Raw genomic sequence first — 23,021 nt, forward strand, 5'->3', positions numbered from 1 at the left:
CCCGGCACGATGCCGCTACGCTGGAGTCCATGAGCGAACGCGTGATCCTCGAGCCAGGCCACCCCGCACCCGAGTTCTCCCTGCAGGATCAGGACGGCGAGACCCGTTCCCTCGCCGACTTCCGCGGCGAGAAGGTCGTGCTGTTCTTCATCCCCGAGGCGATGACGCCCGCCTGCACGAAGGAGTCCTGCGAGTTCCAGGATTCGTCTGAGGCGCTCGCGACGGCGGGATACCGCGTGCTGGGCATCTCCCGCGACTCCGTCGAGCGCCTGCGCCGCTTCGCGGATCGCGACGGCCTCGAGTACCCGTTCCTCAGCGACCCCGAGGCCGAGGTGCACCGGGCCTACGGCGCCTACGGCACGAAGAACAGCTATGGCCGCATCATCGAGGGCGTCATCCGCTCGACCTTCGTGATCGACGAGGGGGGCCTGATCGCCCACGCCCTCTACAACGTCAAGGCCACAGGGCACGTGGCCCGCGTGCGCAAGCTGCTCGGAGTGTAGCCGCCGGGGCTACTCCGCAGCCGATCCCTCCCCCGGGATCTCCTGCAACGTCGGCCGCGCGAGGATCGCGGCGAAGAAGCCCGCGAGCGCCGCCGCGACGAGCGCGAAGCCGAACTGCCACGGCCCGATCCCGAGTTGCAGGCACCCGGTCCCGGCTGCGAAGAGCAGCACGTGGATCGTGAGCGCCGAACCCCGCACCCAGCTCGCACGCGTGCGCAGCGCTCCGACGAGCGTGATCACGAGCCACAGCAGAGACAGCGCCGCCATCGCGATGAGGCTCACGTTCTGCACGAGGATGACGCTCGCGCCCGAGCCGAAGGTCGCGAGCACCGCGATCAGCAGCACCCAGGCGAGCAGCAGCGCTTCGAGCACGAGCAGCACGTCGAGCACCAGCCAGGCCACGGCCGATCGTGCGTTTCCCGAGGGTGACGGGGTCATTTCGCGAACCTTTCCAAGTTCTTACAAACTATCTATTGATTTGCTTCTGCATCCGTGAAACTATATATTCCGTCGAGTTTCGCGCACACCGACGTGAGCATTCTCAGCCACGTTTCAGGTAGTTACGGCGCGAGATCTAGGCTATACGGCCTCATCAGTATTTCGCGTGCGTGCGTTTACAGATGGAGGACAAGATGGATTGGCGCGAACAGGCTGCGTGCCTCACGGTAGACCCCGAGCTCTTCTTCCCGGTCGGCAACACCGGCCCGGCCGTCGAGCAGATCGAGCGGGCGAAGTCCGTGTGCGCCCGCTGCACGGTGACCGAGATGTGCCTGCAGTACGCGATGGACACCGGTCAGGATTCCGGCGTCTGGGGCGGCCTGAGCGAGGACGAGCGCCGCGCGCTCAAGCGCCGCGCGGCTCGCGCCCGCCGCGCCAGCTGACCGCTGCGAGAAAGGCCCCGGATCGTCACGATCCGGGGCCTTTCTGCTGTTCGTGCGATGGAGGTCAGTCGGTGCCTGCGTCGAACGCGGCCGAGAGGCCGAGCTCGTCGGCATCCTCGTCGATCCCGCCGACGGCGTCGGCGATCTGCTCCGCACCGCCCTGCTCGAGCTGGCCGACCACGTCGGCCGTGCTGACGCCGACGAGGCCCATCGACGCGTACTGCTCGAGGCGCTGCCGCGAGTCCGCGATGTCGAGGTTGCGCATGGTCAGCTGGCCGATGCGGTCCTCGGGACCGAACGCCGCGCCAACGGTGCGCTCCATCGAGAGCTTCTCGGGGTGGTAGCTGAGGTTCGGACCCTCGGTGTTCAGGATGGTGTAGTCGTCGCCGCGGCGCAGGCGCAGGGTCACCTCGCCGGTGACGGCGGAGCCGACCCAGCGCTGCAGCGACTCGCTGAGCATGAGAGCCTGCGGATCGAACCAGCGGCCCTCGTACATGAGGCGGCCGAGCTTGCGTCCGTCGGTGTGGTAGCTCGCCAGCGTATCCTCGTTGTGGATCGCATTGACGAGCCGCTCGTAGGTGATGTGCAGCAGCGCCATGCCGGGCGCCTCGTAGATGCCGCGCGACTTCGCCTCGATGATGCGGTTCTCGATCTGGTCCGAGACGCCGAGACCGTGGCGTCCGCCGATCGCGTTCGCCTCGTACACGAGCGCGACCGGGTCGTCGAACTCGACGCCGTTGATCGCGACGGGACGGCCGGCCTCGAAGCGCACCGACACCTCCTCGGTGGCCACCTCGACGTCGTCGCGCCACGCGGCGACGCCCATGATCGGCTCGACGATATCGAGGCCGGTGTCGAGGAACTCGAGCCGCTTCGCCTCGTGCGTCGCCCCCCAGATGTTCGCGTCGGTCGAGTAGGCCTTCTCGGCGGAGTCGCGGTAGGGGTAGCCGTGGGCGACGAGCCACTCGCTCATCTCCTGGCGGCCGCCGAGCTCCTCGACGAACTGGGCGTCGAGCCACGGCTTGTAGATGCGCAGCGCCGGGTTCGCCATGAGGCCGTAGCGGTAGAAGCGCTCGATGTCGTTGCCCTTGTAGGTGGAGCCGTCGCCCCAGATGTCGACGCCGTCCTCCTTCATGGCGCGCACGAGCAGCGTGCCGGTGACGGCGCGGCCGAGCGGCGTGGTGTTGAAGTAGGTCTTGCCACCCGAACGCACGTTGAAGGCACCGGTCGCGAGCGCGATGAAGCCCTGTTCCACGAGCGGGCGCTTCGCGTCGACGAAGCGGGCGATCTCGGCGCCGTACTCCTTCGCGCGGCCGGCGACACCGTCGATGTCGGGCTCGTCGTACTGGCCGATGTCGGCGGTGTAGGTGCAGGGGATGGCGCCCTTGTCGCGCATCCACGCGACCGCGCAGGAGGTATCGAGGCCACCGGAGAACGCGATACCGACGCGCTCCCCCACGGGAAGAGATGAAAGCACCTTAGACATGCCCTCTATCCTATGGCGTGGAGGGGGTCGGTCGGACCCGGCCGGGCCGCCCGTCAGTGCAGCAGCGACGCGTGCAGCGTGAGGGCGACCCACGTGCGCGCGATCGCGTCCGTCGACCCGAGGCGCACCCCGAGCAGCTCCTCGATCTTGTGCAATCGCTGCACCACGGTCTGCCGGTGCACGACGAGCGCCTCGCTCGTGCGCTTCAGCGAGCGGTCGAGCTCGAGATACGTGCGGAGCGTCAGCAGCAGCTCGGCGCGCATGGGCGAGGGATCCAGGAGGCCGCCGAGCATGCTCTGCACGAAGTGCTCGGCCTCGCCCGGGTCGTGGAAGCCCATCCAGGATCCCGCTGGCCTGAACTCCGCGACGCGTCCTCTCGGCGCCTGCGCCGCGAGGAGCGACCACACCGACTCGCGCAGCGACTGGTGGACGGCGCCGATCTCCAGTTCCGAGCCCACGCCGGCCCGCACTCCTCCTTCGAGCGAGTGCTCGATCAGCTCCACGAGCCGTGGGTGCTGGGCGACGAGCAGCTGACGCTCGTGCTGCAGCGTCCAGGTGAGCTTCACCCCGTGCCGCTGCAGTCGCCGCACGGTGGACTCGCGCGCCTCCTGCGTGCCGTCGACGAGCACGACGCCGCGCGCCTCTCCGGCGAAGCCGAGCCTGCGCATCCAGGTCTCGCTGCCGCCGCGGAAGCGCTCCTGTTCGAGGAGGATCCGGTCGAGGTACTCCACCTTCCTCCGGTTCTCCTGCAGTTCGTCGAGGGCGCGGCGGGACAGGGCGGCGCCCAGCACCGCGGCGGCGTGGAGCAGCAGGTACTGGTTGGCCCCGTTCCCCGGCCTAGGGCGGAACCACGCGAGCGCTCCCGGCATCGCCGCCAGCGGGACGACGTGCGCGTTCTCCCCGCTGTCGATCTCCCGGACTCTGGGCACCTGCGCACCGGTCGCGCGCGGCGACGCCGGCTCTCCTGCCGGTAGCCATGCCGGTGGCGGCGCCCCATCCGTCCAGCGATGCGAGCAGACCGCATCGACGACGGCGATATCGTGTCCGACGAGCTGTTCCACGGCTTCGATGACGCTCTGCACGCCGTCCGAGGCGCCCAGGTCTCGCGTGGTCAGGTCATACAGTCTGCCGATGGTGCGCATCCGCTTCGCCTCGGCGAGCGAGGCGGAGGCCGCGACGGCCTGCGCCACCGCCGAGAAGGACAGCGGGTACGGGATCAGGAAGCACGGCAGGCGGAGCTCATCGCAGCGCGAGATGAGCTCGGCCGAGAACTCGGGGGCGCTCATCTCGACGCCGATGCCGACCGCGGCGACCCCCGCGCGGTCGAGCCGCTCGGCCCACGCCACCTGGCCGCCCGGGTCCTCGGGGATCTCGCTGCCGTTCGTGAGCAGCGCCTGCCGCTCGCCCACCCAGTTCCATGGATCCGGCAGATCGCAGGTGTGCGCCCACTCCAGCTCACGGTCGAGACCGCCCGCTCCGGCCAGCAGCCGCAGCTGCAGCTGCGGCTGCTCCAGCACGTCCCGAACCGCCGGCATCGCTCCCCCGTCTCCGCGCATCGATCCGCGCATCGCTCCGCGCGTGGCTCCGTGCGTGGCTCCGTGCGGAATGTACTTTCGTCTATCCGCTCCTTTAAAAGATATACCCGAGTCGCGCGCCCGCGCACCGCGGTTCCAGAAGAATCGTGAGCACCACCCGTCACCGCAGTCCGAACTGTTCAAGGAGGATCATTTTGGAAACGACGACCCGCCGGAGCGTGGACGAAGCGCCGCTCACGCGATTCCACGTCAAGCTGACCGTGTTCTCGTCTGGCGGTCCGTTCATCGACGGCTACGCGCTGTCGATCATCGGAATCGCCCTCATCACCATGCAGCCGGCCCTGCAGCTCTCCGCGACCGAGATCGGCCTCCTGGGAGCGGCGAGCCTCATCGGCATCTTCGTCGGCGGAGGCCTCTTCGGCTGGGTGACCGACAAGGTCGGCAGGCACAAGATGTATATCATCGACCTCCTGGCTCTCGCACTCTTCTCCGTACTCTGCGGAGTGTCCACCGACGTCTGGCAGGTCATCGCATGCCGGTTCATGCTCGGCGTCGCGATCGGGGCGGACTACCCCATCGCCACCTCGCTGCTCGCGGAGTTCCTCCCGCGCAGATACCGGGGACGGCTGCTCGGCGCGACCTTCGTCGTCTGGGCGATCGGCGCCGCGGCCGCATACCTCGTCGGATACCTCTTCCGCGACTTCGGCCCTGACGCCTGGCGCATCCTGCTGGCCACGCCCGCCGTCTTCGCGATCATCACCCTGCTCTTCCGCCTCGGCACGCCGGAATCGGCCCGTTGGCTCCTCTCCCGGGGACGAGTCGACGAGGCGCGCGCGGTCGTCAAGAAGGTGTACGGCGAGCAGTACGAGGTCGAAGATCTCGGCGAGCCCTCGGACGCGAGCACGCCCCGCGCGACCTTCGCCTCCGTGTTCAGGGGCGAGTACCTCAAGCGCACGCTGTTCGTCGCGATCTTCTGGACGGCCCAGGTGATCCCGATGTTCGCGGTCTACACCTTCGCGCCCGACCTGCTCGCCTCGTTCGGCATGACCGGGGATGCGAACCTCTACGGCGGTTCGCTGATCATCTCCCTCTTCTTCGTCGTCGGCGGCATCCCCGGCCTGCTGGTGGTCGACCGGATCGGGCGCCGCAAGCTCATGATCTACTCGTTCGCCCTCGCCACGGCGGTCCTCATCATCCCGGCGCTCATCCCCGGCGTCGGCGCCTGGCCGCTGTTCATCGCCCTGACGCTGTTCGCCTTCGCGTCGGGCTCGGCGAACTTCCTCCAGATCGTCTACCCGAACGAGCTCTTCCCCACCGAGGTCCGAGCTACCGCCGTCGGCATCGGCACCGCGTTCAGCCGCATCGGCAGCGCGACGAGCACCTACCTGATGCCGCTCGCGATCCTGCACTTCGGCGCGGCGGGATCCCTCGCCATCGGCGGCATCGTGAGCCTCGTCGGCCTCATCGCGACCTTCGTGCTCGCCCCCGAGACGGCGAACCGCTCGCTCACCGACACGGCGACCAACCGCGTCGTCGCCGGCTCAGGCGGTTGACCGGCCCCAGCACAGACACCCAGAGATAGAGAAGGAGTTCCACATGGTGGCTCATCAGCCCGTAGGCCCGGTCGAGGCGACCGAGGTCCCCCGCTACGCCGGTCTCGGCACCTTCGCCCGCCTGCCGCAGGTCCACGAGGTGCCCGACTACGACGTCGCGATCCTGGGCGTACCCTACGACGGGGGCGTCTCGTTCCGGCCGGGGGCGCGCTTCGCACCGTCGGCGATCCGCGAGGCCTCCCGCCTGCTCCGCCCCGGATACCACGTCGAGCTCGACACGACCCCCGTCGCGAAGAAGCAGTTCGTCGACGCCGGCGACGTGGCCTGCACGCCCTACAACATCGGGAGGGCCGTCGAGCAGATCGAGGCGGCCGCGTCGAAGTTCGTCGGCGAGGACAAGGTCGTGATCGCGCTCGGAGGCGACCACACGATCGCCCTGCCGATGCTGCGGACGACCGCGAAGGTGCACGGACCGGTGGCGCTGCTGCACTTCGACGCGCACCTCGACACCTGGGACACGTACTTCGGCGAGCCCATCACGCACGGCACGATGTTCCGCCGCGCGTTCGAGGAGGGCCTGCTCATCGAGGACCGCTCGATGCACGTGGGCATCCGCGGTCCGGTGTACGACCGGGACGACTTCGTGCGCGACCACGAGTTCGGCTTCCAGATCATCCGCTGCTCCGACATCGACCGGATCGGCGTGCCCTCGGCGATCGAGCGCGTGAAGGAGCGCATCGGCGACGCCCCCGTCTACCTGTCGATCGACATCGACGTGCTCGATCCGGCGTACGCGCCCGGCACCGGTACGCCCGAGATGGGCGGGCTGCACTCGCGCGAACTGCTGCAGCTGCTGCGCGGGCTCAAGGGGCTGAACATCGTGGGCGCCGACGTCGTCGAGGTGGCTCCGGCCTACGACCACGCCGACACCACGGCGCTCGCGGCCGCGACCCTCGTGTTCGACTACATGGCCCTGCTCACGCAGGACTGAGCGGGCCGGCTCTCCCGCACGCCGCAGGCGGGGACGCGTTCCGGGGTTTCGCTGATGCCGATACCCCGAAACGCGTCCCCGCCTGCGGAGCGAGGGCCCCCGGTGCGAGGGCCCCGGTGCGAGGGATCAGATCAGCCCGAGCTCGCGCACCGCGTCGCGCTCGGCCTCGAGCTCGGCGACCGAGGCGCCGATCCGCTCGCGCGAGAAGACGTCGACCGACAGGCCCTCCACGATCTCCCAGTCTCCGCCGTGCGAGACGACGGGGAACGACGACACCAGCCCCTCGGGCACGCCGTACTCGCCGTGCGAGACGACCGCGGCGCTCGTGCGGCGCGGGACCCCATCGGCAGCCGTCCCCGTGCCGAGCACCCAGTCGCGCACGTGCTCGATCGCGGCGTTCGCCGCGGACGCGACCGACGAGCCGCCCCGCACCTCGATGATCTCGGCGCCGCGCTTCGCGACGCGCTCGATGTACGCCCCGCGCGCCCAGGACGCGTCGACGGCGTCGAGCGCGGGCCGCCCGGCGACGGTCGCGTGCGACAGGTCGGGGTACTGCGTGGCGGAGTGGTTGCCCCAGATCGTCACACCGTCGACCTCTGAGACGGCGACCCCGGCCTCGGCGGCGAGCAGGCCGACGGCGCGGTTGTGGTCGAGCCTCGTGAGCGCGGTGAACCGCGAGGCCGGCACGTCGGGCGCGTGCTGCTGCGCGATGAGCGCGTTCGTGTTCGCGGGGTTGCCCACCACGATCACGCGCACGTCGTCGGCCGCCCCCGCGCCTATCGCCGCGCCCTGCGGCCCGAAGATGGCGCCGTTGGCGGCGAGCAGATCGCCGCGCTCCATCCCCGCGGTGCGCGGCCGCGAGCCGATGAGCATGGCAATGTTCGCACCCTCGAAGCCCGCCCCGGGATCATCGGTGATGTCGACCCCGGCGAGCAGAGGGAAGGCGCAATCGGCGAGCTCCATCGCGGCGCCCTCGGCCCCGCGCATGCCCTGGGGGATCTCCAGCAGCCGCAGCCGCACGGGCTGGTTTGCGCCGAGCATGTCGCCCGCCGCGATGCGGAACATCGCCGCGTAGCCGATCTGCCCGCCCGCCCCCGTCAGGGTGACGGTGACGGGCGCCTTCGCGGTGTTCGTATCGTGGGTCATGCCGATCCCTCTCTGGTCTGGGCGTCCGCGCGGCGGTCGCTCCGGCGCCGCCGGGCGGCGGGTATTGATCGTTCAGCGGTCGTTGAAGGCGCGCGGGTCGGGGCCGAAGCCCCGCTGCTCGTCGAGCGCATCGATGGCGGCGAGCTCGGCATCGCTCAACGCGAAGTCGAAGATGGCGGCGTTCTCGAGCAGCCGCTCGCGCCGCGAAGTCTTCGGGAAGACGATGCGCTGCTGCTGCACGTGCCAGCGCAGCACGACCTGGGCCGGGGTCTTGCCGTGCGCCTCGGCGGCGGCGACGATCTCGGGGCGCTCGAGCAGGTCGGACTTGCCCTGCGAGAGCGGGCCCCACGCCTCGACCGCGATGTCCTGCGCTCGGCAGAAGTCGGCGAGTTCGCGGCGCTGGTGCAGCGGGTGCAGCTCGATCTGATCGACGGCGGGCACGACGCCGGTCTCGTCGATGAGCTGCTGCAGGTGCTCGATCTCGAAGTTCGAGACGCCGATCGACGTCGCCCGGCCGGACTCCGCGATCTCGATGAGGGATCGCCACGCGCCGAGCGCCTCACCGCGCTCAGGCTGGGGCCAGTGGATGAGGAAGAGGTCGACGCGGTCGAGGCCGAGTCGATCGAGACTCTCGTCGAAGGCCTCGCGCGGGCGCGGCTGGTCGGTGTTCCAGAGCTTCGTCGTCACGAAGATCTCGTCGCGATCGATGCCGCTCGCGGCGATCGCCCGGCCCACCTCGGCCTCGTTGCGGTAGTAGCTGGCCGTATCGATGTGACGGTACCCGGCCTCGAGCGCCTCCGACACGAGGCGCTCGGTCTCGCCCGGTTCGACCTTGAAGACGCCGAGTCCGAGCTGCGGGATCCCGCGGCCGTCGTTCAGGGTGATATTCGGAATCTGCAGCGCACTCATGCCGCCCAGTCTAGAGCGGCCCGGGCGCGCGATAATAGAAGCGTCATGACGAATCCCGCGCTGCGCATCGAGTTCCCGGCCGATCTCCCCGTCTCGCAGATGCGCGACGAGATCTCCGACGCCATCCGCGACCACCAGGTCGTGATCGTCGCGGGCGAGACCGGTTCGGGCAAGACGACGCAGCTGCCGAAGATCGCCCTCGCGCTCGGCCGCGAGCGCATCGCGCACACCCAGCCGAGGCGCATCGCGGCGCGCACGATCGCGGAGCGCGTCGCCGAGGAGCTGGGAAGCGAGCTCGGGGGGCTCGTGGGCTACCAGGTGCGCTTCACCGACAGGGTGTCGGCCGAGACTCGCATCCGCCTCATGACCGACGGCATCCTGCTCAACGCGATCCACCGCGACCGCGACCTCACCGCCTACGACACGATCATCATCGACGAGGCGCACGAGCGATCCCTCAACATCGACTTCCTGCTCGGCTACTTGAAGACCCTGCTCCCCCGCCGCCCTGATCTCAAGGTGATCATCACCTCGGCGACGATCGACCCCGAGTCGTTCGCGAGGCACTTCGCCTCGTCCGACGGAGAGCCGGCCCCCGTGATCGAGGTGTCGGGGCGCACCTACCCCGTCGAGATCCGCTACCGGCCGCTGGTGGAGGAGGTCACGACACCAGACCCGAAAGGCGGGGCCGACCGCGTGCGCAAGGTCGAGCGCGACCTCTTCGACGCGATCGGCGACGCGGTGCAGGAGCTGGGGCGCGAAGAGCCGGGTGACGTGCTCGTGTTCCTGAGCGGCGAGGCCGAGATCCGCGACGCGGCCGATGCGCTGAACGGTCGGTTCGCGAGGGATCGAGCCAGGCCGCTCGAGATCCTCCCCCTCTACGGCCGGCTCTCCGCGGCCGAGCAGCACCGGGTCTTCGAGCCCAAGCGCGGGGCGAACGCCGCCGCCCGCCGCGTCGTGCTCGCCACGAATGTCGCGGAGACGTCGCTGACGGTGCCCGGCATCCGCTACGTCGTCGACGCGGGCACGGCGCGCATCTCCCGCTACTCGGCGCGCAGCAAGGTGCAGCGGCTGCCCATCGAGCCGGTCTCGCAGGCGAGCGCCAACCAGCGCTCCGGCCGCTCGGGCCGCACGAGCCCCGGCATCGCGATCCGGCTCTACTCCGAGGAGGATTTCGAGAACCGCCCCGAGTTCACCGAGCCCGAGATCCGCCGCACGGGCCTCGCCTCCGTCATCCTGCAGATGCTCGCGCTCGGCCTCGGCGACATCGCGCGCTTCCCCTTCCTCACGCCTCCCGACCAGCGAGGGATCGCCGACGGTCTGGGGCTGCTGACCGAGCTCGGCGCGGTGGAGACCGCACCCGCCTCCGGGTCGGGCCGCGGTTCCGGCGGATCCCGGCGCGGGAAGGCCGCCCATCGCATCACGAAGATCGGCCGCGAGCTCGCCCGCCTGCCGATCGAGCCGCGCTTCGCGCGCATGGTGATCGAGGCCAGGCGCCACGACGCGGTGCCGGATGTACTCGCGATCGTGGCCGGCCTCACCGTCCAGGACGTGCGCGAGCGGCCGAGCGAGAAGCGCGCGCAGGCCGATCAGCTGCACGCCCGCTTCGCCGATCCCCAGGGCGATCTCATGACCCTGCTGAACCTTTGGAACTACCTGCAGGAGCAGCAGCGGGAGCTGTCGTCGAGCGCGTTCCGCAGGCTCTGCAAGGCCGAGTTCCTGAACTTCCTGCGGGTGCGCGAGTGGATGGACCTCTTCCGGCAGCTGTCGCGGATCGCCGGAGTGAAGCGTTCAGCGGGCTCCGCCGCCGCCCTGGCCCCCTCAACGCCTGCCGCGACCTCCGCCCTCCCCGAGCAGGGGTCGCAATCGGGGGTATCAGGGCGTCGGAAACCCCCGAACGCGACCCCTCGCGCCCAGGGGTCCGGGGCAGGCCAGGGATCCGCCTCGGGGGCGGAGTCCGGTTCGTCGGACGCGATCCACCGCTCGATCCTGGCGGGCCTGCTGTCGCAGCTCGGCGTGCGCGACGATCGGCAGGACCGCAGCGCCCCGTCCCGCGGGCGGAACGTCGCGGGCGCCGTCAAGCGCAAGCCCGCCCAGGAGTACCTCGGTTCGCGCGGCACCCGCTTCGTGCTCTACCCCGGCTCGGTGCTCGCGAAGAAGCCGCCCGAGGTCGTCATGAGCGTCGAGCTCGTCGAGACGTCGCGGCTCTTCGCACGCTCCAACGCGGTCATCGACCCGGCCTGGGCCGAGGAGCTCGCGGGGCCGCTCGCGAAGCGCCAGATCTCCGAGCCGCACTGGGAGAAGAAGCAGGGCGCTGCCGTGGCCGTCGAGCGCGTCACGCTGTACGGCGTGCCGATCGTGACAGGCCGACGCGTGCAGCTGTCGCGATTCGACCCCGAGCAGGCGCGCGAGCTGTTCATCAGGCACGGGCTCGTCGAGGGCGAGTGGGAGGTGCCGGCAGGGGGATCCCTCTACGCCTTCGACCGCGCCAACCGGCAGCTGCGCCGAGAGCTCGAACAGCTCGAGGAGCGCACGCGCCGCCGCGACATCGTCTCCGACGACGAGACCGTGTTCGACTTCTACGACGAGCGGATCCCTCGGCACATCACGACCGTGCGCGACTTCGAGGGCTGGTGGAAGGAGGCTCAGCGGAAGCAGCCGAAGCTCCTGACCATGCGCCGCGAGGACCTGCTCGAGGACGACGCCGAGCAGGTGGACGAGAGCGAGTTCCCGCGGCAGTGGCGGCACGGCGACCAGACGCTGCGGCTGAAGTACCGCTTCGATCCGACGGCCGAGGACGACGGCGTGACGGTGAACGTGCCGCTGCCGCTGCTGCCCCGGCTGGACGGCTCCGATTTCGAGAAGCTCGTGCCCGGCCTGCGCCAGGAGCTCGTGACCGCACTCATCAAGACGCTGCCGAAGGCGATCCGCAAGCACGTCGTGCCCGCGGCCGACTGGGCGCGCACGCTGCTCGCGACCGTCGAGCCGAAGCTCGACGCGTCCGCGGACGCTCCCGCCCTCACGCAGCTGCTCGCGGACGAGATCCGGCGCCGCACGAGCGTCTCGGTCTCCCCCGACGACTTCGATCCCTCGCGGCTGCCCGCGCACCTCACCCCCACCTTCCGCGTGGTCGACGCCCGCGGGCGCACCCTCGGCAGCGGCAAGGATCTGTCCGAGCTGCAGGCGGCGCACAAGCAGCGGGCCACGCAGGGCGTCGCCAAGGTCGCGGCGGCCGCGCTCCCGAAGAGCGACCTGGAACGCACCGGCGCCACGACCTGGGACTTCGGCGAGCTGCCGCGCCACGTCGACACGGCCTACGCGAAGGGCCGCGCGAGCGGCGGCGGGGTCGTGCGCGCCTACCCGGCCATCGTCGACCGGCGCACGAGCGTCGATCTCGTGCTCGTCGCCGACGAGGCCGAGCAGGCCAGGCTCTCCCGGCGAGGGATCCGCCGTCTGCTCGTCCTGAGCTCGCCCTCGCCCGCGAGCTACGTGCGCGAGCACCTCTCGAACCAGGAGAAGCTGCTGCTCGGTGCGGGCCCCTACCGCACCCTCGACCTCGCGATCGCCGACGTCTCGCTCGCGGTCGCCGACCGCGCCATCCGCCGCCACGCCCCCGACGGCCTCGTCTGGTCGGCGGAGGCGTTCGCCGCGATCGCCGACGAGTACGCCCGATCCCTCATCGACGACATCTACGCCGCCATCGCCCTCACCGCTCGCGCGCTCGACCGGGCGCGGCTCGCGCGCAAGGCCATCGACGGCGCGAAATCCATCCACGTGCTCGGTCAGGTGGCCGATGCGGCGCGGCAGGTGGACGGGCTCGTCTGGGCCGGCAACGGCGCGGACGGCTTCGTGTCGCGCACGGGCCTCGAACGGCTCGAGCGCGTGCCCGTCTACCTGGAGGCCGTCGAATTGCGCATGCGGGGTCTCGTCGAGAACCCGGGGCGCGATCGCGCCTGGCAGAACGAGGTCGACCGCGTGCTCGCGATGTTCGCGGAGGCGGGCGGCGAGATCCCGCTTCCCGTCGACGCGCCCGATCGGCTCGTGCGCGCGAGGTGGCTGATCGAGGAGCTGCGGGTCAGCCTCTTCGCGCAGCGGCTGCGCACGGCCGAGCCGGTCTCGGTGCAGCGCATCCAGAAGGCGCTGCGCGAGGGGTAGGCGGGATCCCTCACCGCCTCCCGCAGGGACTCAGCGCGACGCCGCCCACTCCGGGTCGACCGCGATCGCGTGGACGTGCAGGTCGCGCTTCGGGAAGTCGATGTCGTCGACCTCGATCTCGACGCGGCGCTCCCCCGTCACCGTGTCGATGCCGAAGATCGCGAGGCCCTCGAGCCTGTCGTACGAGGGCCCCTTGCTCGGGTTGACGAACTCCTCATCGGCCGCGACGCCGTAGACGCGTCCGCCGGCCTGCGCCAGCACGCCCTCGCCGATGCCGACGACCGGGTCGTAATCATCGACGAAACCGCTGAGCTCCGCGGCGAGCTCGACCTCCGCGACCGGGCGATCATCGCCGACCACGGGCCGCTCCGCCGCATCGGGCAGCCGCACCGACCACAGGCGCCAGTCGGCCGCCCAGTACAGCCGTCCCTCGCGCACGAACGGCGTCTCGGGGTAGGCCTGCCCGACGGAATCGGGGTAGCGCAGCTCGACCTCGCCCATCTCCCCCGTCTCGCGGTCCCACACGCGCAGCGCCTGCGCCGAGGGCGACCCGTCGGAGATCTCCCCGAGCCCATAGGCGCGGTCGGCGTCGCACGCGAGCGCGGTGACGCCGTCGAAGAGGCCGAGCCCCGCGAAGTCCTCGGTCTCGGGCGTGACCGTCTCGACGCCGTTCGGGCCGACCATGACCGCCTGCCCGTCGCACCCGGCCAGCGCCGGCACGGCGTAGTCCGTGTCGGCCCGGGAGAGCGTCCCCGAGGCGGCATCCACGAACGCGATCTCGGGACGCTGCGGCGAAGACATCATCACCGCGAAACCCGTGTCGGTCGCGGTCCGGCTCCACTCGCTGCGACCCTCGTGCTCTCCGGGGAGAGGGATCTCCGTGAGACCGTGCTCGTGCAGCACGTACTCGTGGCCGGGGTCCCCCGTGCTGAGCCCGTTGGAGGACCAGACCAACCGCGAGTTCTCGAACCCCCGCTCATCGAGACGCACCGAGCGCGTCTCGCCGGCCTCGTTCACGAGCACCAGGTACGAGATGTCGCGGGCGTCGAGCCGCAGCGCGACGACCGCGTCCTCGATCCCGAACCCCTCGGAGATGGCGGGCGCCTTGAGGTACCTGACGAGCGGCCCCAGGCCGAAGATCGCCCCCAGCACGAGCGCGACCACGAGCCACGCGGTCAAGGCGGCCCGACCGCCTTTGCGCGCGTGCGATTCCCGGGCGCGCGCCGATCCCTCGCCCTGCCGACGAGGCTTTCCCCGCTGTCCCATCTCCGCGCTACTGCACCGACGCGGTGAGGATCTTGCGGGCCTCGTGCAGCAGTTCGGGCTCCGTGACGAGGTCGTAGCGGTTCGCGACCATCTGCATGACCGAGGAGAAGTCGCGGCGGTTGCGGTTCATCGCGTACGAGAGCACGCCGAACAGCATGCCGAAGCCTGCTCCGATCACGACTGCGGCGGCGAAGACACCGAGAATAGCGGCGTTGTCGGGCTGGAAGATGAAGAGCAGCAGGCCGAGGAAGAGACCGAGGTAGGCGCCCGACAGCGCGCCCATGAGCGCGACGCGACCGTAGGTGAGGCGGCCGGTGACCCGCTCGACGCTGCGCACGTCGTTGCCGAGAATGCTGATCTGACGCACCGGGAAGCCCGCTCGCGCGAGCACGTCGACCGCGTGCTTCGCGTCTTCGTAGCGATCGTAGGTGGAGATCACCTCGCCCTTGGGGATCTCGGGGATCATCGGCAGGCGCGAGGAGGAGACGGGGCCCGGAGTGCTCATGCTCCTATTCTCTCACCGTCGCCTGCGGGAAGGCCGCCGAGTTTCAGCTCCGGGCGAAACGGACGATGGCCTGCGGATACCCGGGAACCGGGATCTCTCGCGTCGAGAGGTCGTCGAGAGCGACCAGTGTGATGCCGTCCCACCCCGCGTCTCGCGTGTTCCCTCCGGCCATTGCGGCGTATTCGCGGCCTGCGGGATCCTTCCACGGCGCGACGGTCTCGTGAGGCACCGCGGTCGGTACGAGGCGCTCCGATCCGCTGTCGAGATCGAGGACTGACAGGTTCGGGCCGCCTGTCGCATTGCCGAACGCCCCGGTGCCGACGGTCAGCAGGCTGCGCCCGGCGAGGGCGGTGCCGTGCGAGTGCGAGTTCGCGGCGCTCGGGATCGCGGAGGTCGCTCCCGTGCGCGGGTCGAGGCGCACGACGGTGCGGCCCTGCACCGGCAGGAGGACCGAGCCGTCTGCCTCCACCGCGCCGTAGTGCGGCTTCTCCCACGACGCGAGACCGCCCTCGCTCCCGAACGGCGCGACCCGGTGGGTCGTGGGCTCCAGGGAGACGGCGTCGATCACCGTCACGCCGAAGCCGTCGTGATCGACGGTCGCAGCCCATGAGCCGTCGGGCGCGACGAGCACGTCGAAGGGTCGCTCGCCGACTGCGGCCTCCCCGACGAAGGCTCCGGCAGCCGTGTCGAAGACCTCGAGCACCGCCCCGCCCGCACCACTCGACACCGCGACGTACACCCGCGAGCCATCGGGCGAGACCGCGAGCCCCAGGCCGCCAGGCCGGTACTCGCCGCTCGAGACGAACGGGGCGGGATGTCGGTAGGCCACGAGGGCGGAGCGCTCGCCCGCCGCGAGGTCGATGACCGCCAGCCCCTCGGCGGTCGCGGCATAGGCCGTGGCACCGCCGGACGCGACGGCCACACCCCAGGGCGCCGCACCCGCCCTGATGCGGTGCACGGCCTCGGCGTCCGGGAGCGCCGGGTCGATCACCGCGACCTCGTCGGAGCGCGCGAGCGAGACGAGCAGGAGCTCCCGCGCGACCGGCTGCGGCTCCTCGGGAACCGCTTCATCGCGAGGAGCACGATCGCCGTCTCTCGACGCCCGCGGCTCTGCGGCGCAGCCCGCGAGGACGAGGCCCGCGACAGCCGCCGCGCCGAAGAGGCCCCGTCGTGAAAGCGGGGCGTGGGTATGGGCGCGCGGCATCTCCCCAGTCTCCCGCAGTCGGCTGACGGCTCTCTGACCATGGAGCCCGCAGCGGCGCGTGTTCGGCGAGGGATCGTGCCCACGAGGCCCGTCCCCCGGATCCCTCGCCGGAAAGCGCCGGCCGAGCGCCCCGGGGCACGCCCAGGACCGGTAGCGTAGGGGTGTGAGTACTTCGAGGGTCTTCGTGGGGCGCCTCGCCGGGCGCGGTGTGTTCGATCCCGTCGGCGATCGGATCGGCAAGGTGCGCGACGTGCTGGTCGTCTATCGCGCGGCCAGCGCACCGCGCGTCGTCGGCCTCATCGTCGAGATCCCGGGGAAACGCAGAGTGTTCGTGCCGATCGGCCGCGTCACCTCGATCGGATCGGGCCAGGTCATCACGACCGGTCTCATCAACGTGCGCCGCTTCGAGCAGCGCGGCGGCGAGACGAGGATGATCGCCGAGATGATCGGACGCGAGGTGCTGGTGGCCGGCGAGCGCCCGGGTGCGCCCGTCACCGCGAAGATCGAGGATGCCGCGATCGAACGTGCGAAGAACGGCGAATGGCTCGTGTCCGAGCTGTTCGTGCGACTGCCCAAGCCGTCGGCTCCGTTCGCGCGCGCCGAGTCGCGCATCGTGCGCTGGTCCGAGGTGCGACTGCCGAGCTCGAAGGTGGGAGCGCAGTCGGCGGAGCTGCTCATCCAGACGATGGTCGACCTCAAACCGGCCGACCTCGCCGAGGCTCTGCTCGAGCTGCCGCAGGCCCGCATGCTCGAGGTCATCGACGAGCTGCCCGACGAGCGCGTCGCCGATGCTCTCGAGGAGATGAGCGAAGCCGACCAGCTGGCGCTGCTCGCCCAGCTCCCCGCCGACCGCACGGCGGACGTGCTCGACCGCATGGAGCCCGACGACGCGGCCGACCTGATCTCGGCCCTCCCGACCGCGAAGGGCGAGGAGCTGCTCGACCTGATGGAGCCCGAGGAGGCGGAGGATGTGCGCCGCCTGCTCGAATACGACAGCGACACCGCCGGCGGCCTCATGAGCCCCGCCCCGATCGTGCTCTCGGGCGAGTCGAGCGTCGCCGAGGGGCTCGCCATGATCCGGCGGAGGGAGATCCCTCCCGCGATGGCCTCGGCGGTATACGTCACGAACCCGCCCTACGAGACGCCGACGGGCGAGTACATCGGCATGGCGCACTTCCAGCGCATGCTGCGCTTCCCTCCCCACGAGCGTCTGTCGTCGCTGCTCGACACCGAGATCGAGCCCGTGCCGGTCGACGCGAGCGCGGCCGAGGTGTCGCGACGGCTGGCGAGCTACGACATGGTGGCGATGCCCGTGGTCGACGATCAGCAGCGACTCGTCGGAGTCGTCACGGTCGACGACGTGCTCGACCATCTGCTTCCCGACGACTGGCGCCACGCCGACGACGAGGACGCCGACGACCGCGCGGGGAGGGCCTGATCATGGGACTGTTCAAGCGCGACACCGGTCTCGACGCCCCGCGTTCCGCCGGCTCCCGGGCCGTCAAGGTGCGGCCCTCGGACGCTTCGGACCGGAGCAGCAACGAGCGCTTCGGGCGCTGGAGCGAGGCGATCGCCCGCGGGATGGGAACGCCCTGGTTCCTCTTCATCCTCACCCTCGTCTGCCTCGTCTGGCTCGCGTGGAACACCTACGGCCCCGAGCAGTGGCGCTTCGACTCCGCGGCGCTCGGCTTCACCGCGCTCACCCTCATCCTGTCCCTCCAGGCCTCGTACGCCGCTCCCCTGATCCTGCTGGCGCAGAACCGGCAGGACGACCGCGACCGGGTGCAGATCGAGCAGGACCGGCAGCGCGCCGAGCGCAACCTCGCCGACACCGAGTTCCTCGCCCGCGAGGTCGTCGCGCTGCGCCTCGCGATCAAGGATCTCCCCGATCGCGATTTCGTGCGCGCCGAGCTGAAGGCCCTGCTGACCGAGCTGCAGGAGGAAGAGGATCCCGCGCCCGAGGAGAATCCGGATGCCGACCGCGCCTGAGGCGGCGGTCCTGGCCGCGCTCGATCGGGTGAGGGATCCCGAGATCCTGCGTCCGATCACGGAGCTCGGCATGGTGCGCGCCGTCGAGGTGGACGCCGACGGGCGGGCGACCGTGTCGATCCTGCTCACGATCGCGGGGTGCCCGGCGGCGCGACGCATCGAGGCCGACGTGCTCGAGGCGGCGTCGCAGGCGCCCGGCGTCTCCGAGGCGCGCGTGGAGGTCGGCGTCATGACCCCCGAGGAGCGGCGCGACTTCGTCGAGCGTGTGCGCGGCGACCGGGGCTCGCGCCCCCGGCAGTTCGGCCCCGAGTCGCTGACACGGGTGATCGCCGTGACGAGCGGCAAGGGCGGTGTCGGCAAGTCCTCGCTCACCGCGGGGCTCGCCGTCGCGCTCGCCGAGCGGGGTCTCGCGGTCGGCCTCGTCGACGCCGACGTGTTCGGATTCTCGATCCCCGGCCTCCTCGGGCTGAGCCGCGACGGCGTCACCGAGCAGCCCACGCGAGTCGACGACATGATGCTGCCGCCCGTGGCGCACGGTGTGAAGGCGATCTCGATCGGCATGCTCCTGGGCGACGCCGACCCACGCACGACCGCCGTGTCGTGGCGCGGTCCGATGCTGCATCGCACGATCGAGCAGTTCCTGCGCGACGTCTGGTTCGGCGACCTCGACGTACTGCTGCTCGACCTGCCCCCGGGAACGGGCGACGTCGCGATCACCGTGGGGCAGCTGCTGCCGCAGGCCGAGGTCATCGTCGTGACCACCCCGCAGGAGGCCGCGGCCGATGTCGCGGTGCGCAGCGCGCTCGTCGCCAGGCAGACGGGTCAGCGGGTCATCGGCGTGATCGAGAACATGGCCGGCCTGCTGCAGCCCCACGGAAGCGTGCTCGACCTCTTCGGCACGGGCGGCGGTGCGCTCGTCGCCGAGCGGCTCGGCGACGCCGAGCACGGCGAGGTGCCGCTGCTCGGCAGCGTGCCCCTCTCCCCCGTCTTCCGCGCAGGGGGCGATACGGGTGAGCCGGCGGTGCTGCGGCATCCCGACGATCCGGCAGCGGCCGAGGTGCTGCGCATCGCCGAGCGCCTGATGGCCGGCGGCCGCGGTCTCGCGGGGCGATCGCTGGGTCTCAGCGTCCGCTGATCGGCCGCGAGGGATCCGCGCTACGTCGCCTCGTCGTCGAAGTGGAACTCGCCCGTGTCGGGCCGCCGGGGTGCAACGATCCGCTCCGCGGCTGAGGCTCCGCGCGCGGGACGCGCCGCCTCACGCTCATCCTCGAGCAGCGCGTCGCGGATGATGCGGCGCGGATCGTACTGGCGAGGATCGAGCTGCTTCCAGTCGACGTCGTCGAACTCGGGGCCCATCTCGTCGCGCAGCCGATCCTTCGCGCCGTCGGCCATCCGCTTGACGGTGCGGACGAGGTCACCGAGCTTCTTCGCATAGGCCGGCAGTCGTTCCGGGCCGACGACAAAAACCGCGATCACGAGGATCACCAGCAGTTTCTCGAAGGTCAGGCCCAGCATCACCCCAATCGTACCCGCCCGGACGCTGTGGATTTGGCCCGGCGAGAGCGTGTGCGCGCACCGCCGGGGCCGCGCGGCCCTACTCTAGGAGGATCGGCATCGGCACGACGGAGGAGAATGTGAGCAAGCTCGAACGCAACTGGCAGTACGCCGAGCAGTACCCGGGCGAGACCGAGGCGCTGGTGCGTGCTCGTCGCCTGTCGCTGGAGCTCGGCGTGGAGCCTGTGAGCCGCTCGGTCGGCGCCCACCTCTCCGCGGTCGCCGCCCTGAGCCGCGCGCAGGCGATCTGCGAGATCGGAACGGGTGTGGGCGTGAGCGGCCTCTCGCTGCTGCGCTACGTCGATGACGCGACCCTCACCTCGATCGAGATCGAGCCCGAGCACCTGCGCGAGGCGAAGACGATGTTCGCCGAGGCCGGCATCCCCGGATCTCGTTTGCGCCTCATCGAGGGCGACGCCAGGCACGTCGTGCCCCGGCTGAACACCTCGGCCTACGATCTCGTGCTGCTCGACGCGAACCCGCTCGAACTGCTCGACCACTTCGAGCACGCCCTCGGCATCGTTCGCCCGGGCGGCTCGATCATCGTGACGAACGCGTTCTCGCACGGGCGAGTGCCCGAGCCGGCGGCCCGCGACACCGCCACCCAGAACATGAGGGATCTGCTGGCGCTCGTCTCGGAGTCGGCCGCGATCGCCCCGGTGCTCTCGCCCGCCGGCGACGGAGTGCTGACGCTCGTGCGCCTCGACGACTGAGCGCCGCCCCGTCGGCCCGGCGAGCGGAGCTCCCCGAGAACCACGAAGGCCCCGCGATCCCTGTCGGATCGCGGGGCCTTCGAAGCTCAGCGCCTCAGCCGTCGAGCACGCCGGCCAGCACGTCGCGCAGCTCCGCCGCTTCCTGGTCGGTCACGGAGATCACGATGCGTCCGCCGCCCTCGACCGGAACGTATACGACGATCGCCCGGCTCTCGCGCACCGCTTCCATGGGGCCATCCCCAGTCCTCGGTTTCATTGCAGCCATGGCGCCTCCTCATCACGTTTGGTGGTTCCCGTCCATTATCCCGCGGTTCGAGCCGATCCGCGAAATCATCCGGCGGTGAGCCACGCCCGGAGGGCCGCGGCGCATGACATGATCTGGCTGATCGGCACCTGCTCGTCGTCGGCGTGGGCGAGCAGCGGGTCGCCCGGCCCGAAGTTCACGGCCGGGATGCCGAGCGCCGAGAACCGCGACACGTCGGTCCAGCCGAGCTTCGCGGTCGGCTGCTGACCGACCGCCTCCACGAAGGCGCGGGCGAGCGGCGCGTCGAGGCCGGGCCTGGCGCCGGGGGCCGCGTCGACCACCTCGACCTCGTCGGCATCAGAGAAGAAATCGCGCACGAGTGCCTCTGCCTCGGCGACGCTGCGGCTCGGCGCGAAGCGGTAGTTCACCTCGATCGTGCAGCGGTCGGGGATCACGTTGCCCGCGATGCCGCCCTCGACGCGCACCGCGTTCAGACCCTCGCGGTATTCGAGGCCGTCGACCACCACGCGCTCGGCCTCGTAAGCCGCGAGCCGTTCGAGCATCGGCCCTGCGCGGTGGATCGCGTTCTCGCCCATCCAGCTGCGCGCCGAGTGGGCGCGACGCCCGAGCATCGTCACGCGGGCCCGCAGGGTGCCGTTGCAGCCGCCCTCGATCGTGCCGTTCGACGGCTCGCCGAGGATCGCGAAGTCGGCGGCGAACAGCTCGGGACGATTGCGCATGGCACGGCCGAGCCCGCTGAGGTCGGACGCGACCTCCTCATGGTCGTACCAGATCCACGTGATGTCGACGGAGGGATCGGACAGCTCGACGGCGAGCGCCAGCTGCACGCCGACGCCGGCCTTCATGTCGACCGTGCCGCGGCCCCAGATCACAGGTTCACCCGATTCGGGGTCGAGGACATCGCGAATCGGCAGGTTCCCGTTGATCGGAACCGTATCGAGATGGCCGGCGATCGCGACGCGGCGAGCGCGACCGAGTTCCGTGCGCGCGATCAGGGTGTCGCCGTCGCGCGTCACCGCGAGGTGCGGCGCGTGCTCCCGCAGCATCGCCTCGATCGCGTCGGCGATCGCCCGCTCGTCGCCGGAGACCGACGGGATGTCGCACAGCCGCCGCGTCAGCGCGGCGGGACCGAGCGACGGGTCGAGCACGGGCACGGGGGCGGGGTTCGCTGCGGAATTCACGCATGCAAGCCTATGCGATCCCTCGCCCCGGCAGGGCCCCGGCGATCCCTCGCCCGTGCCGCTCCCCTACGATAGAAGCCATGACAGAGACTCGCTTCGCATGGGCCGCAGGCCTCGCCACCATCGCCGCCGACGGCACCGTACTCGACGCCTGGTTCCCGGAGCCCGCACTCGGCCGCCGTCCCGGAGGGCGCGACCCCTGGGTCGCCCCGGCCGAGCTCGAGGCCCTCGCCGGAACCGACGAGCTGCGCGGCGTCGAGCTGCGACCGATCGACGTCGAGATCGACCTCGACGCGGCCCCCGTCTCCACGGAAGACGCCTACCTGCGCCTGCAGCTGCTCTCCCACTGCCTCGCGCAGCCGAACTCCATCAACCTCGACGGCATCTTCGGCCGATTGCCGAACAACGCCTGGACCGGCGCGGGCCCCATGCAACCCGAGGTCTACGCCGAGCGCCTCCCCCGACTCAAGCGCGCCGGCCTCACCGTGCTCGGCGTCGACAAGTTCCCGCGCCTCACCGACTACCTCGTGCCGAAGGGCGTGCGCATCGCCGACGCCTCGCGCGTGCGCCTCGGCGCGCACCTCGCGCCAGGCACCACCGTCATGCACGAGGGTTTCGTGAACTTCAACGCGGGCACCCTCGGCGCTTCGATGGTCGAGGGCCGCATCTCGCAGGGCGTCGTGGTCGGCGACGGCTCCGACATCGGCGGCGGCGCCTCCATCATGGGCACGCTCTCGGGCGGCGGCACCCAGCGCATCACGATCGGCGAGCGCGCGCTGCTCGGCGCGAACTCGGGCATCGGCATCTCGATCGGAGACGACAGCGTCGTCGAGGCCGGGCTCTACGTGACCGCGGGCACGAAGGTCCTGCTGCCCAAGGGCACCGCGGAGGCGCCCGGCGAGGCGATCGAGGTCAAGGCGGTCGAGCTCTCGGGCCTCCCGAAGCTGCTGTTCCGCCGCAACTCGCGCACGGGCGCCGTCGAGGCACTGCCGCGCGAGGGCGCGGGCATCGAGCTCAACGCCGCGCTGCACGCGTAGGGATCCCTCCTTCTTCTCCCGAGGGGTCGCGTTTGGGGGTTATTCATGCCTCGAAACCCCCGAATGCGCCCCCTCGAGCGAGATTCCGAGGAATCGACCTCGCGAGCCTCGACCGCATTCGCCGAAGTCAGCGCCTGCCGACCTTCTT

At 70.8% G+C, this 23,021-nt stretch carries 21 protein-coding genes; 10 read left to right on the forward strand and 11 right to left on the reverse strand.

Going from position 1 to position 23,021, the window contains the following annotated elements:
- Positions 1 to 29 precede the first annotated feature (29 nt).
- A complete protein-coding gene (locus J4H91_RS00205; protein ID WP_208044237.1) occupies positions 30 to 503 on the forward strand; it encodes a peroxiredoxin in 474 nt (157 codons plus the stop codon).
- Between the two features lie 9 nt (positions 504 to 512).
- Here J4H91_RS00205 and J4H91_RS00210 read toward each other — a convergent pair whose 3' ends face one another.
- The gene (locus tag J4H91_RS00210) at positions 513 to 941 is read right to left on the reverse strand and encodes a hypothetical protein (protein ID WP_208044238.1); all 429 of its coding nucleotides are present in this window, start codon (positions 939 to 941) and stop codon (positions 513 to 515) included.
- A 194-nt stretch (positions 942 to 1,135) separates the two neighbouring features.
- Between J4H91_RS00210 and J4H91_RS00215 the strand changes: the two genes are divergently transcribed.
- Positions 1,136 to 1,384 (forward strand): WhiB family transcriptional regulator, encoded by a 249-nt coding sequence (locus J4H91_RS00215; protein WP_010156721.1) that lies wholly within the window; start codon positions 1,136 to 1,138, stop codon positions 1,382 to 1,384.
- A 64-nt stretch (positions 1,385 to 1,448) separates the two neighbouring features.
- Here J4H91_RS00215 and argG read toward each other — a convergent pair whose 3' ends face one another.
- Together argG and J4H91_RS00225 are read right to left on the reverse strand one after the other, a co-directional pair.
- Positions 1,449 to 2,870 carry an argininosuccinate synthase gene (gene argG / locus J4H91_RS00220; protein WP_208044239.1) on the reverse strand — a complete coding sequence of 474 codons (1,422 nt, stop codon included), beginning with the start codon at positions 2,868 to 2,870 and terminating at the stop codon, positions 1,449 to 1,451.
- 53 nt (positions 2,871 to 2,923) lie between these two features.
- Positions 2,924 to 4,405, reverse strand: a complete 1,482-nt coding sequence (locus J4H91_RS00225; protein ID WP_208044240.1) for a PucR family transcriptional regulator — start codon at positions 4,403 to 4,405, stop codon at positions 2,924 to 2,926.
- Positions 4,406 to 4,599: 194 nt separating this feature from the next.
- Between J4H91_RS00225 and J4H91_RS00230 the strand changes: the two genes are divergently transcribed.
- The gene (locus tag J4H91_RS00230; RefSeq protein WP_243752461.1) at positions 4,600 to 5,958 is read left to right on the forward strand and encodes an MFS transporter; all 1,359 of its coding nucleotides are present in this window, start codon (positions 4,600 to 4,602) and stop codon (positions 5,956 to 5,958) included.
- Positions 5,959 to 6,001: 43 nt separating this feature from the next.
- Positions 6,002 to 6,949, forward strand: coding sequence for an agmatinase (speB, locus tag J4H91_RS00235; RefSeq protein ID WP_208044241.1), 948 nt, complete (start codon positions 6,002 to 6,004; stop codon positions 6,947 to 6,949).
- Between the two features lie 126 nt (positions 6,950 to 7,075).
- On the opposite strand, the gene J4H91_RS00240 is transcribed toward speB, so the two are convergent.
- Together J4H91_RS00240 and J4H91_RS00245 are read right to left on the reverse strand one after the other, a co-directional pair.
- Complete coding sequence (locus tag J4H91_RS00240; RefSeq protein ID WP_208044242.1) at positions 7,076 to 8,095, reverse strand: malate dehydrogenase; 1,020 nt, start codon at positions 8,093 to 8,095, stop codon at positions 7,076 to 7,078.
- 72 nt (positions 8,096 to 8,167) lie between these two features.
- Positions 8,168 to 9,004, reverse strand: coding sequence for an aldo/keto reductase (locus tag J4H91_RS00245; RefSeq protein WP_208044243.1), 837 nt, complete (start codon positions 9,002 to 9,004; stop codon positions 8,168 to 8,170).
- 45 nt (positions 9,005 to 9,049) lie between these two features.
- Between J4H91_RS00245 and hrpA the strand changes: the two genes are divergently transcribed.
- Entirely contained in the window at positions 9,050 to 13,159 is a 4,110-nt protein-coding gene (hrpA, locus tag J4H91_RS00250; RefSeq protein WP_208044244.1) for an ATP-dependent RNA helicase HrpA, read from the forward strand.
- A gap of 30 nt (positions 13,160 to 13,189) precedes the next feature.
- On the opposite strand, the gene J4H91_RS00255 is transcribed toward hrpA, so the two are convergent.
- From J4H91_RS00255 to J4H91_RS00265, 3 genes are all read right to left on the reverse strand, one after another.
- Positions 13,190 to 14,338 (reverse strand): hypothetical protein, encoded by a 1,149-nt coding sequence (locus J4H91_RS00255; protein ID WP_208044245.1) that lies wholly within the window; start codon positions 14,336 to 14,338, stop codon positions 13,190 to 13,192.
- Between the two features lie 94 nt (positions 14,339 to 14,432).
- On the reverse strand, positions 14,433 to 14,930 hold the full coding sequence (locus J4H91_RS00260; protein ID WP_243752462.1) for a YflT domain-containing protein: 498 nt from the start codon (positions 14,928 to 14,930) through the stop codon (positions 14,433 to 14,435).
- Positions 14,931 to 14,973: 43 nt separating this feature from the next.
- Entirely contained in the window at positions 14,974 to 16,134 is a 1,161-nt protein-coding gene (locus tag J4H91_RS00265) for a YncE family protein (RefSeq protein WP_208044246.1), read from the reverse strand.
- A 163-nt stretch (positions 16,135 to 16,297) separates the two neighbouring features.
- Between J4H91_RS00265 and J4H91_RS00270 the strand changes: the two genes are divergently transcribed.
- Genes J4H91_RS00270 through J4H91_RS00280 form a run of 3 tightly spaced genes read left to right on the forward strand, consistent with a single transcriptional unit; the run spans position 16,298 to position 19,258 of the window.
- On the forward strand, positions 16,298 to 17,572 hold the full coding sequence (locus J4H91_RS00270; protein WP_208044247.1) for a magnesium transporter MgtE N-terminal domain-containing protein: 1,275 nt from the start codon (positions 16,298 to 16,300) through the stop codon (positions 17,570 to 17,572).
- Between the two features lie 2 nt (positions 17,573 to 17,574).
- Positions 17,575 to 18,123 carry a DUF1003 domain-containing protein gene (locus tag J4H91_RS00275; protein ID WP_208044248.1) on the forward strand — a complete coding sequence of 183 codons (549 nt, stop codon included), beginning with the start codon at positions 17,575 to 17,577 and terminating at the stop codon, positions 18,121 to 18,123.
- A complete protein-coding gene (locus tag J4H91_RS00280; RefSeq protein WP_208044249.1) occupies positions 18,107 to 19,258 on the forward strand; it encodes an Mrp/NBP35 family ATP-binding protein in 1,152 nt (383 codons plus the stop codon). Before J4H91_RS00275 ends, J4H91_RS00280 begins: the two co-directional genes overlap by 17 nt.
- Positions 19,259 to 19,278: 20 nt before the next feature.
- Here J4H91_RS00280 and J4H91_RS00285 read toward each other — a convergent pair whose 3' ends face one another.
- Positions 19,279 to 19,638, reverse strand: coding sequence for a twin-arginine translocase TatA/TatE family subunit (locus J4H91_RS00285; RefSeq protein WP_208044250.1), 360 nt, complete (start codon positions 19,636 to 19,638; stop codon positions 19,279 to 19,281).
- A gap of 119 nt (positions 19,639 to 19,757) precedes the next feature.
- Here J4H91_RS00285 and J4H91_RS00290 point away from each other — a divergent pair, with 119 nt between their 5' ends.
- Positions 19,758 to 20,390 (forward strand): class I SAM-dependent methyltransferase, encoded by a 633-nt coding sequence (locus J4H91_RS00290; protein ID WP_208044251.1) that lies wholly within the window; start codon positions 19,758 to 19,760, stop codon positions 20,388 to 20,390.
- Between the two features lie 94 nt (positions 20,391 to 20,484).
- Here the strand turns inward: J4H91_RS00290 and J4H91_RS00295 are convergent, their stop codons facing one another.
- Both J4H91_RS00295 and dapE read right to left on the reverse strand, forming a co-directional pair.
- Entirely contained in the window at positions 20,485 to 20,655 is a 171-nt protein-coding gene (locus tag J4H91_RS00295) for a DUF3117 domain-containing protein (protein ID WP_208044252.1), read from the reverse strand.
- A gap of 65 nt (positions 20,656 to 20,720) precedes the next feature.
- Entirely contained in the window at positions 20,721 to 21,809 is a 1,089-nt protein-coding gene (dapE, locus tag J4H91_RS00300; protein ID WP_208044569.1) for a succinyl-diaminopimelate desuccinylase, read from the reverse strand.
- A 107-nt stretch (positions 21,810 to 21,916) separates the two neighbouring features.
- Here dapE and dapD point away from each other — a divergent pair, with 107 nt between their 5' ends.
- Positions 21,917 to 22,873: a 2,3,4,5-tetrahydropyridine-2,6-dicarboxylate N-succinyltransferase gene (dapD, locus tag J4H91_RS00305; protein ID WP_208044253.1), complete on the forward strand. Its 957-nt coding sequence runs from the start codon at positions 21,917 to 21,919 to the stop codon at positions 22,871 to 22,873.
- Positions 22,874 to 23,021 lie beyond the last annotated feature (148 nt).

This window comes from Leucobacter ruminantium (genome assembly GCF_017565705.1).
Lineage (GTDB): Bacteria > Actinomycetota > Actinomycetes > Actinomycetales > Microbacteriaceae > Leucobacter > Leucobacter ruminantium.

Excerpts from the sequence above, each read along its gene's own strand:
- speB (WP_208044241.1), top strand. The coding sequence starts at position 6,002 with ATGGTGGCTCATCAGCCCGTAGGCCCGGTCGAGGCGACCGAGGTCCCC.
- J4H91_RS00275 (WP_208044248.1), top strand. The coding sequence starts at position 17,575 with ATGGGACTGTTCAAGCGCGACACCGGTCTCGACGCCCCGCGTTCCGCC.
- hrpA (WP_208044244.1), top strand. The coding sequence starts at position 9,050 with ATGACGAATCCCGCGCTGCGCATCGAGTTCCCGGCCGATCTCCCCGTC.
- J4H91_RS00240 (WP_208044242.1), bottom strand. The coding sequence starts at position 8,095 with ATGACCCACGATACGAACACCGCGAAGGCGCCCGTCACCGTCACCCTG.
- argG (WP_208044239.1), bottom strand. The coding sequence starts at position 2,870 with ATGTCTAAGGTGCTTTCATCTCTTCCCGTGGGGGAGCGCGTCGGTATC.
- J4H91_RS00285 (WP_208044250.1), bottom strand. The coding sequence starts at position 19,638 with ATGCTGGGCCTGACCTTCGAGAAACTGCTGGTGATCCTCGTGATCGCG.
- J4H91_RS00265 (WP_208044246.1), bottom strand. The coding sequence starts at position 16,134 with ATGCCGCGCGCCCATACCCACGCCCCGCTTTCACGACGGGGCCTCTTC.
- dapD (WP_208044253.1), top strand. The coding sequence starts at position 21,917 with ATGACAGAGACTCGCTTCGCATGGGCCGCAGGCCTCGCCACCATCGCC.
- J4H91_RS00205 (WP_208044237.1), top strand. The coding sequence starts at position 30 with ATGAGCGAACGCGTGATCCTCGAGCCAGGCCACCCCGCACCCGAGTTC.
- J4H91_RS00245 (WP_208044243.1), bottom strand. The coding sequence starts at position 9,004 with ATGAGTGCGCTGCAGATTCCGAATATCACCCTGAACGACGGCCGCGGG.
- J4H91_RS00280 (WP_208044249.1), top strand. The coding sequence starts at position 18,107 with ATGCCGACCGCGCCTGAGGCGGCGGTCCTGGCCGCGCTCGATCGGGTG.
- J4H91_RS00260 (WP_243752462.1), bottom strand. The coding sequence starts at position 14,930 with ATGAGCACTCCGGGCCCCGTCTCCTCCTCGCGCCTGCCGATGATCCCC.
- J4H91_RS00225 (WP_208044240.1), bottom strand. The coding sequence starts at position 4,405 with ATGCCGGCGGTTCGGGACGTGCTGGAGCAGCCGCAGCTGCAGCTGCGG.
- J4H91_RS00210 (WP_208044238.1), bottom strand. The coding sequence starts at position 941 with ATGACCCCGTCACCCTCGGGAAACGCACGATCGGCCGTGGCCTGGCTG.
- J4H91_RS00295 (WP_208044252.1), bottom strand. The coding sequence starts at position 20,655 with ATGGCTGCAATGAAACCGAGGACTGGGGATGGCCCCATGGAAGCGGTG.
- J4H91_RS00215 (WP_010156721.1), top strand. The coding sequence starts at position 1,136 with ATGGATTGGCGCGAACAGGCTGCGTGCCTCACGGTAGACCCCGAGCTC.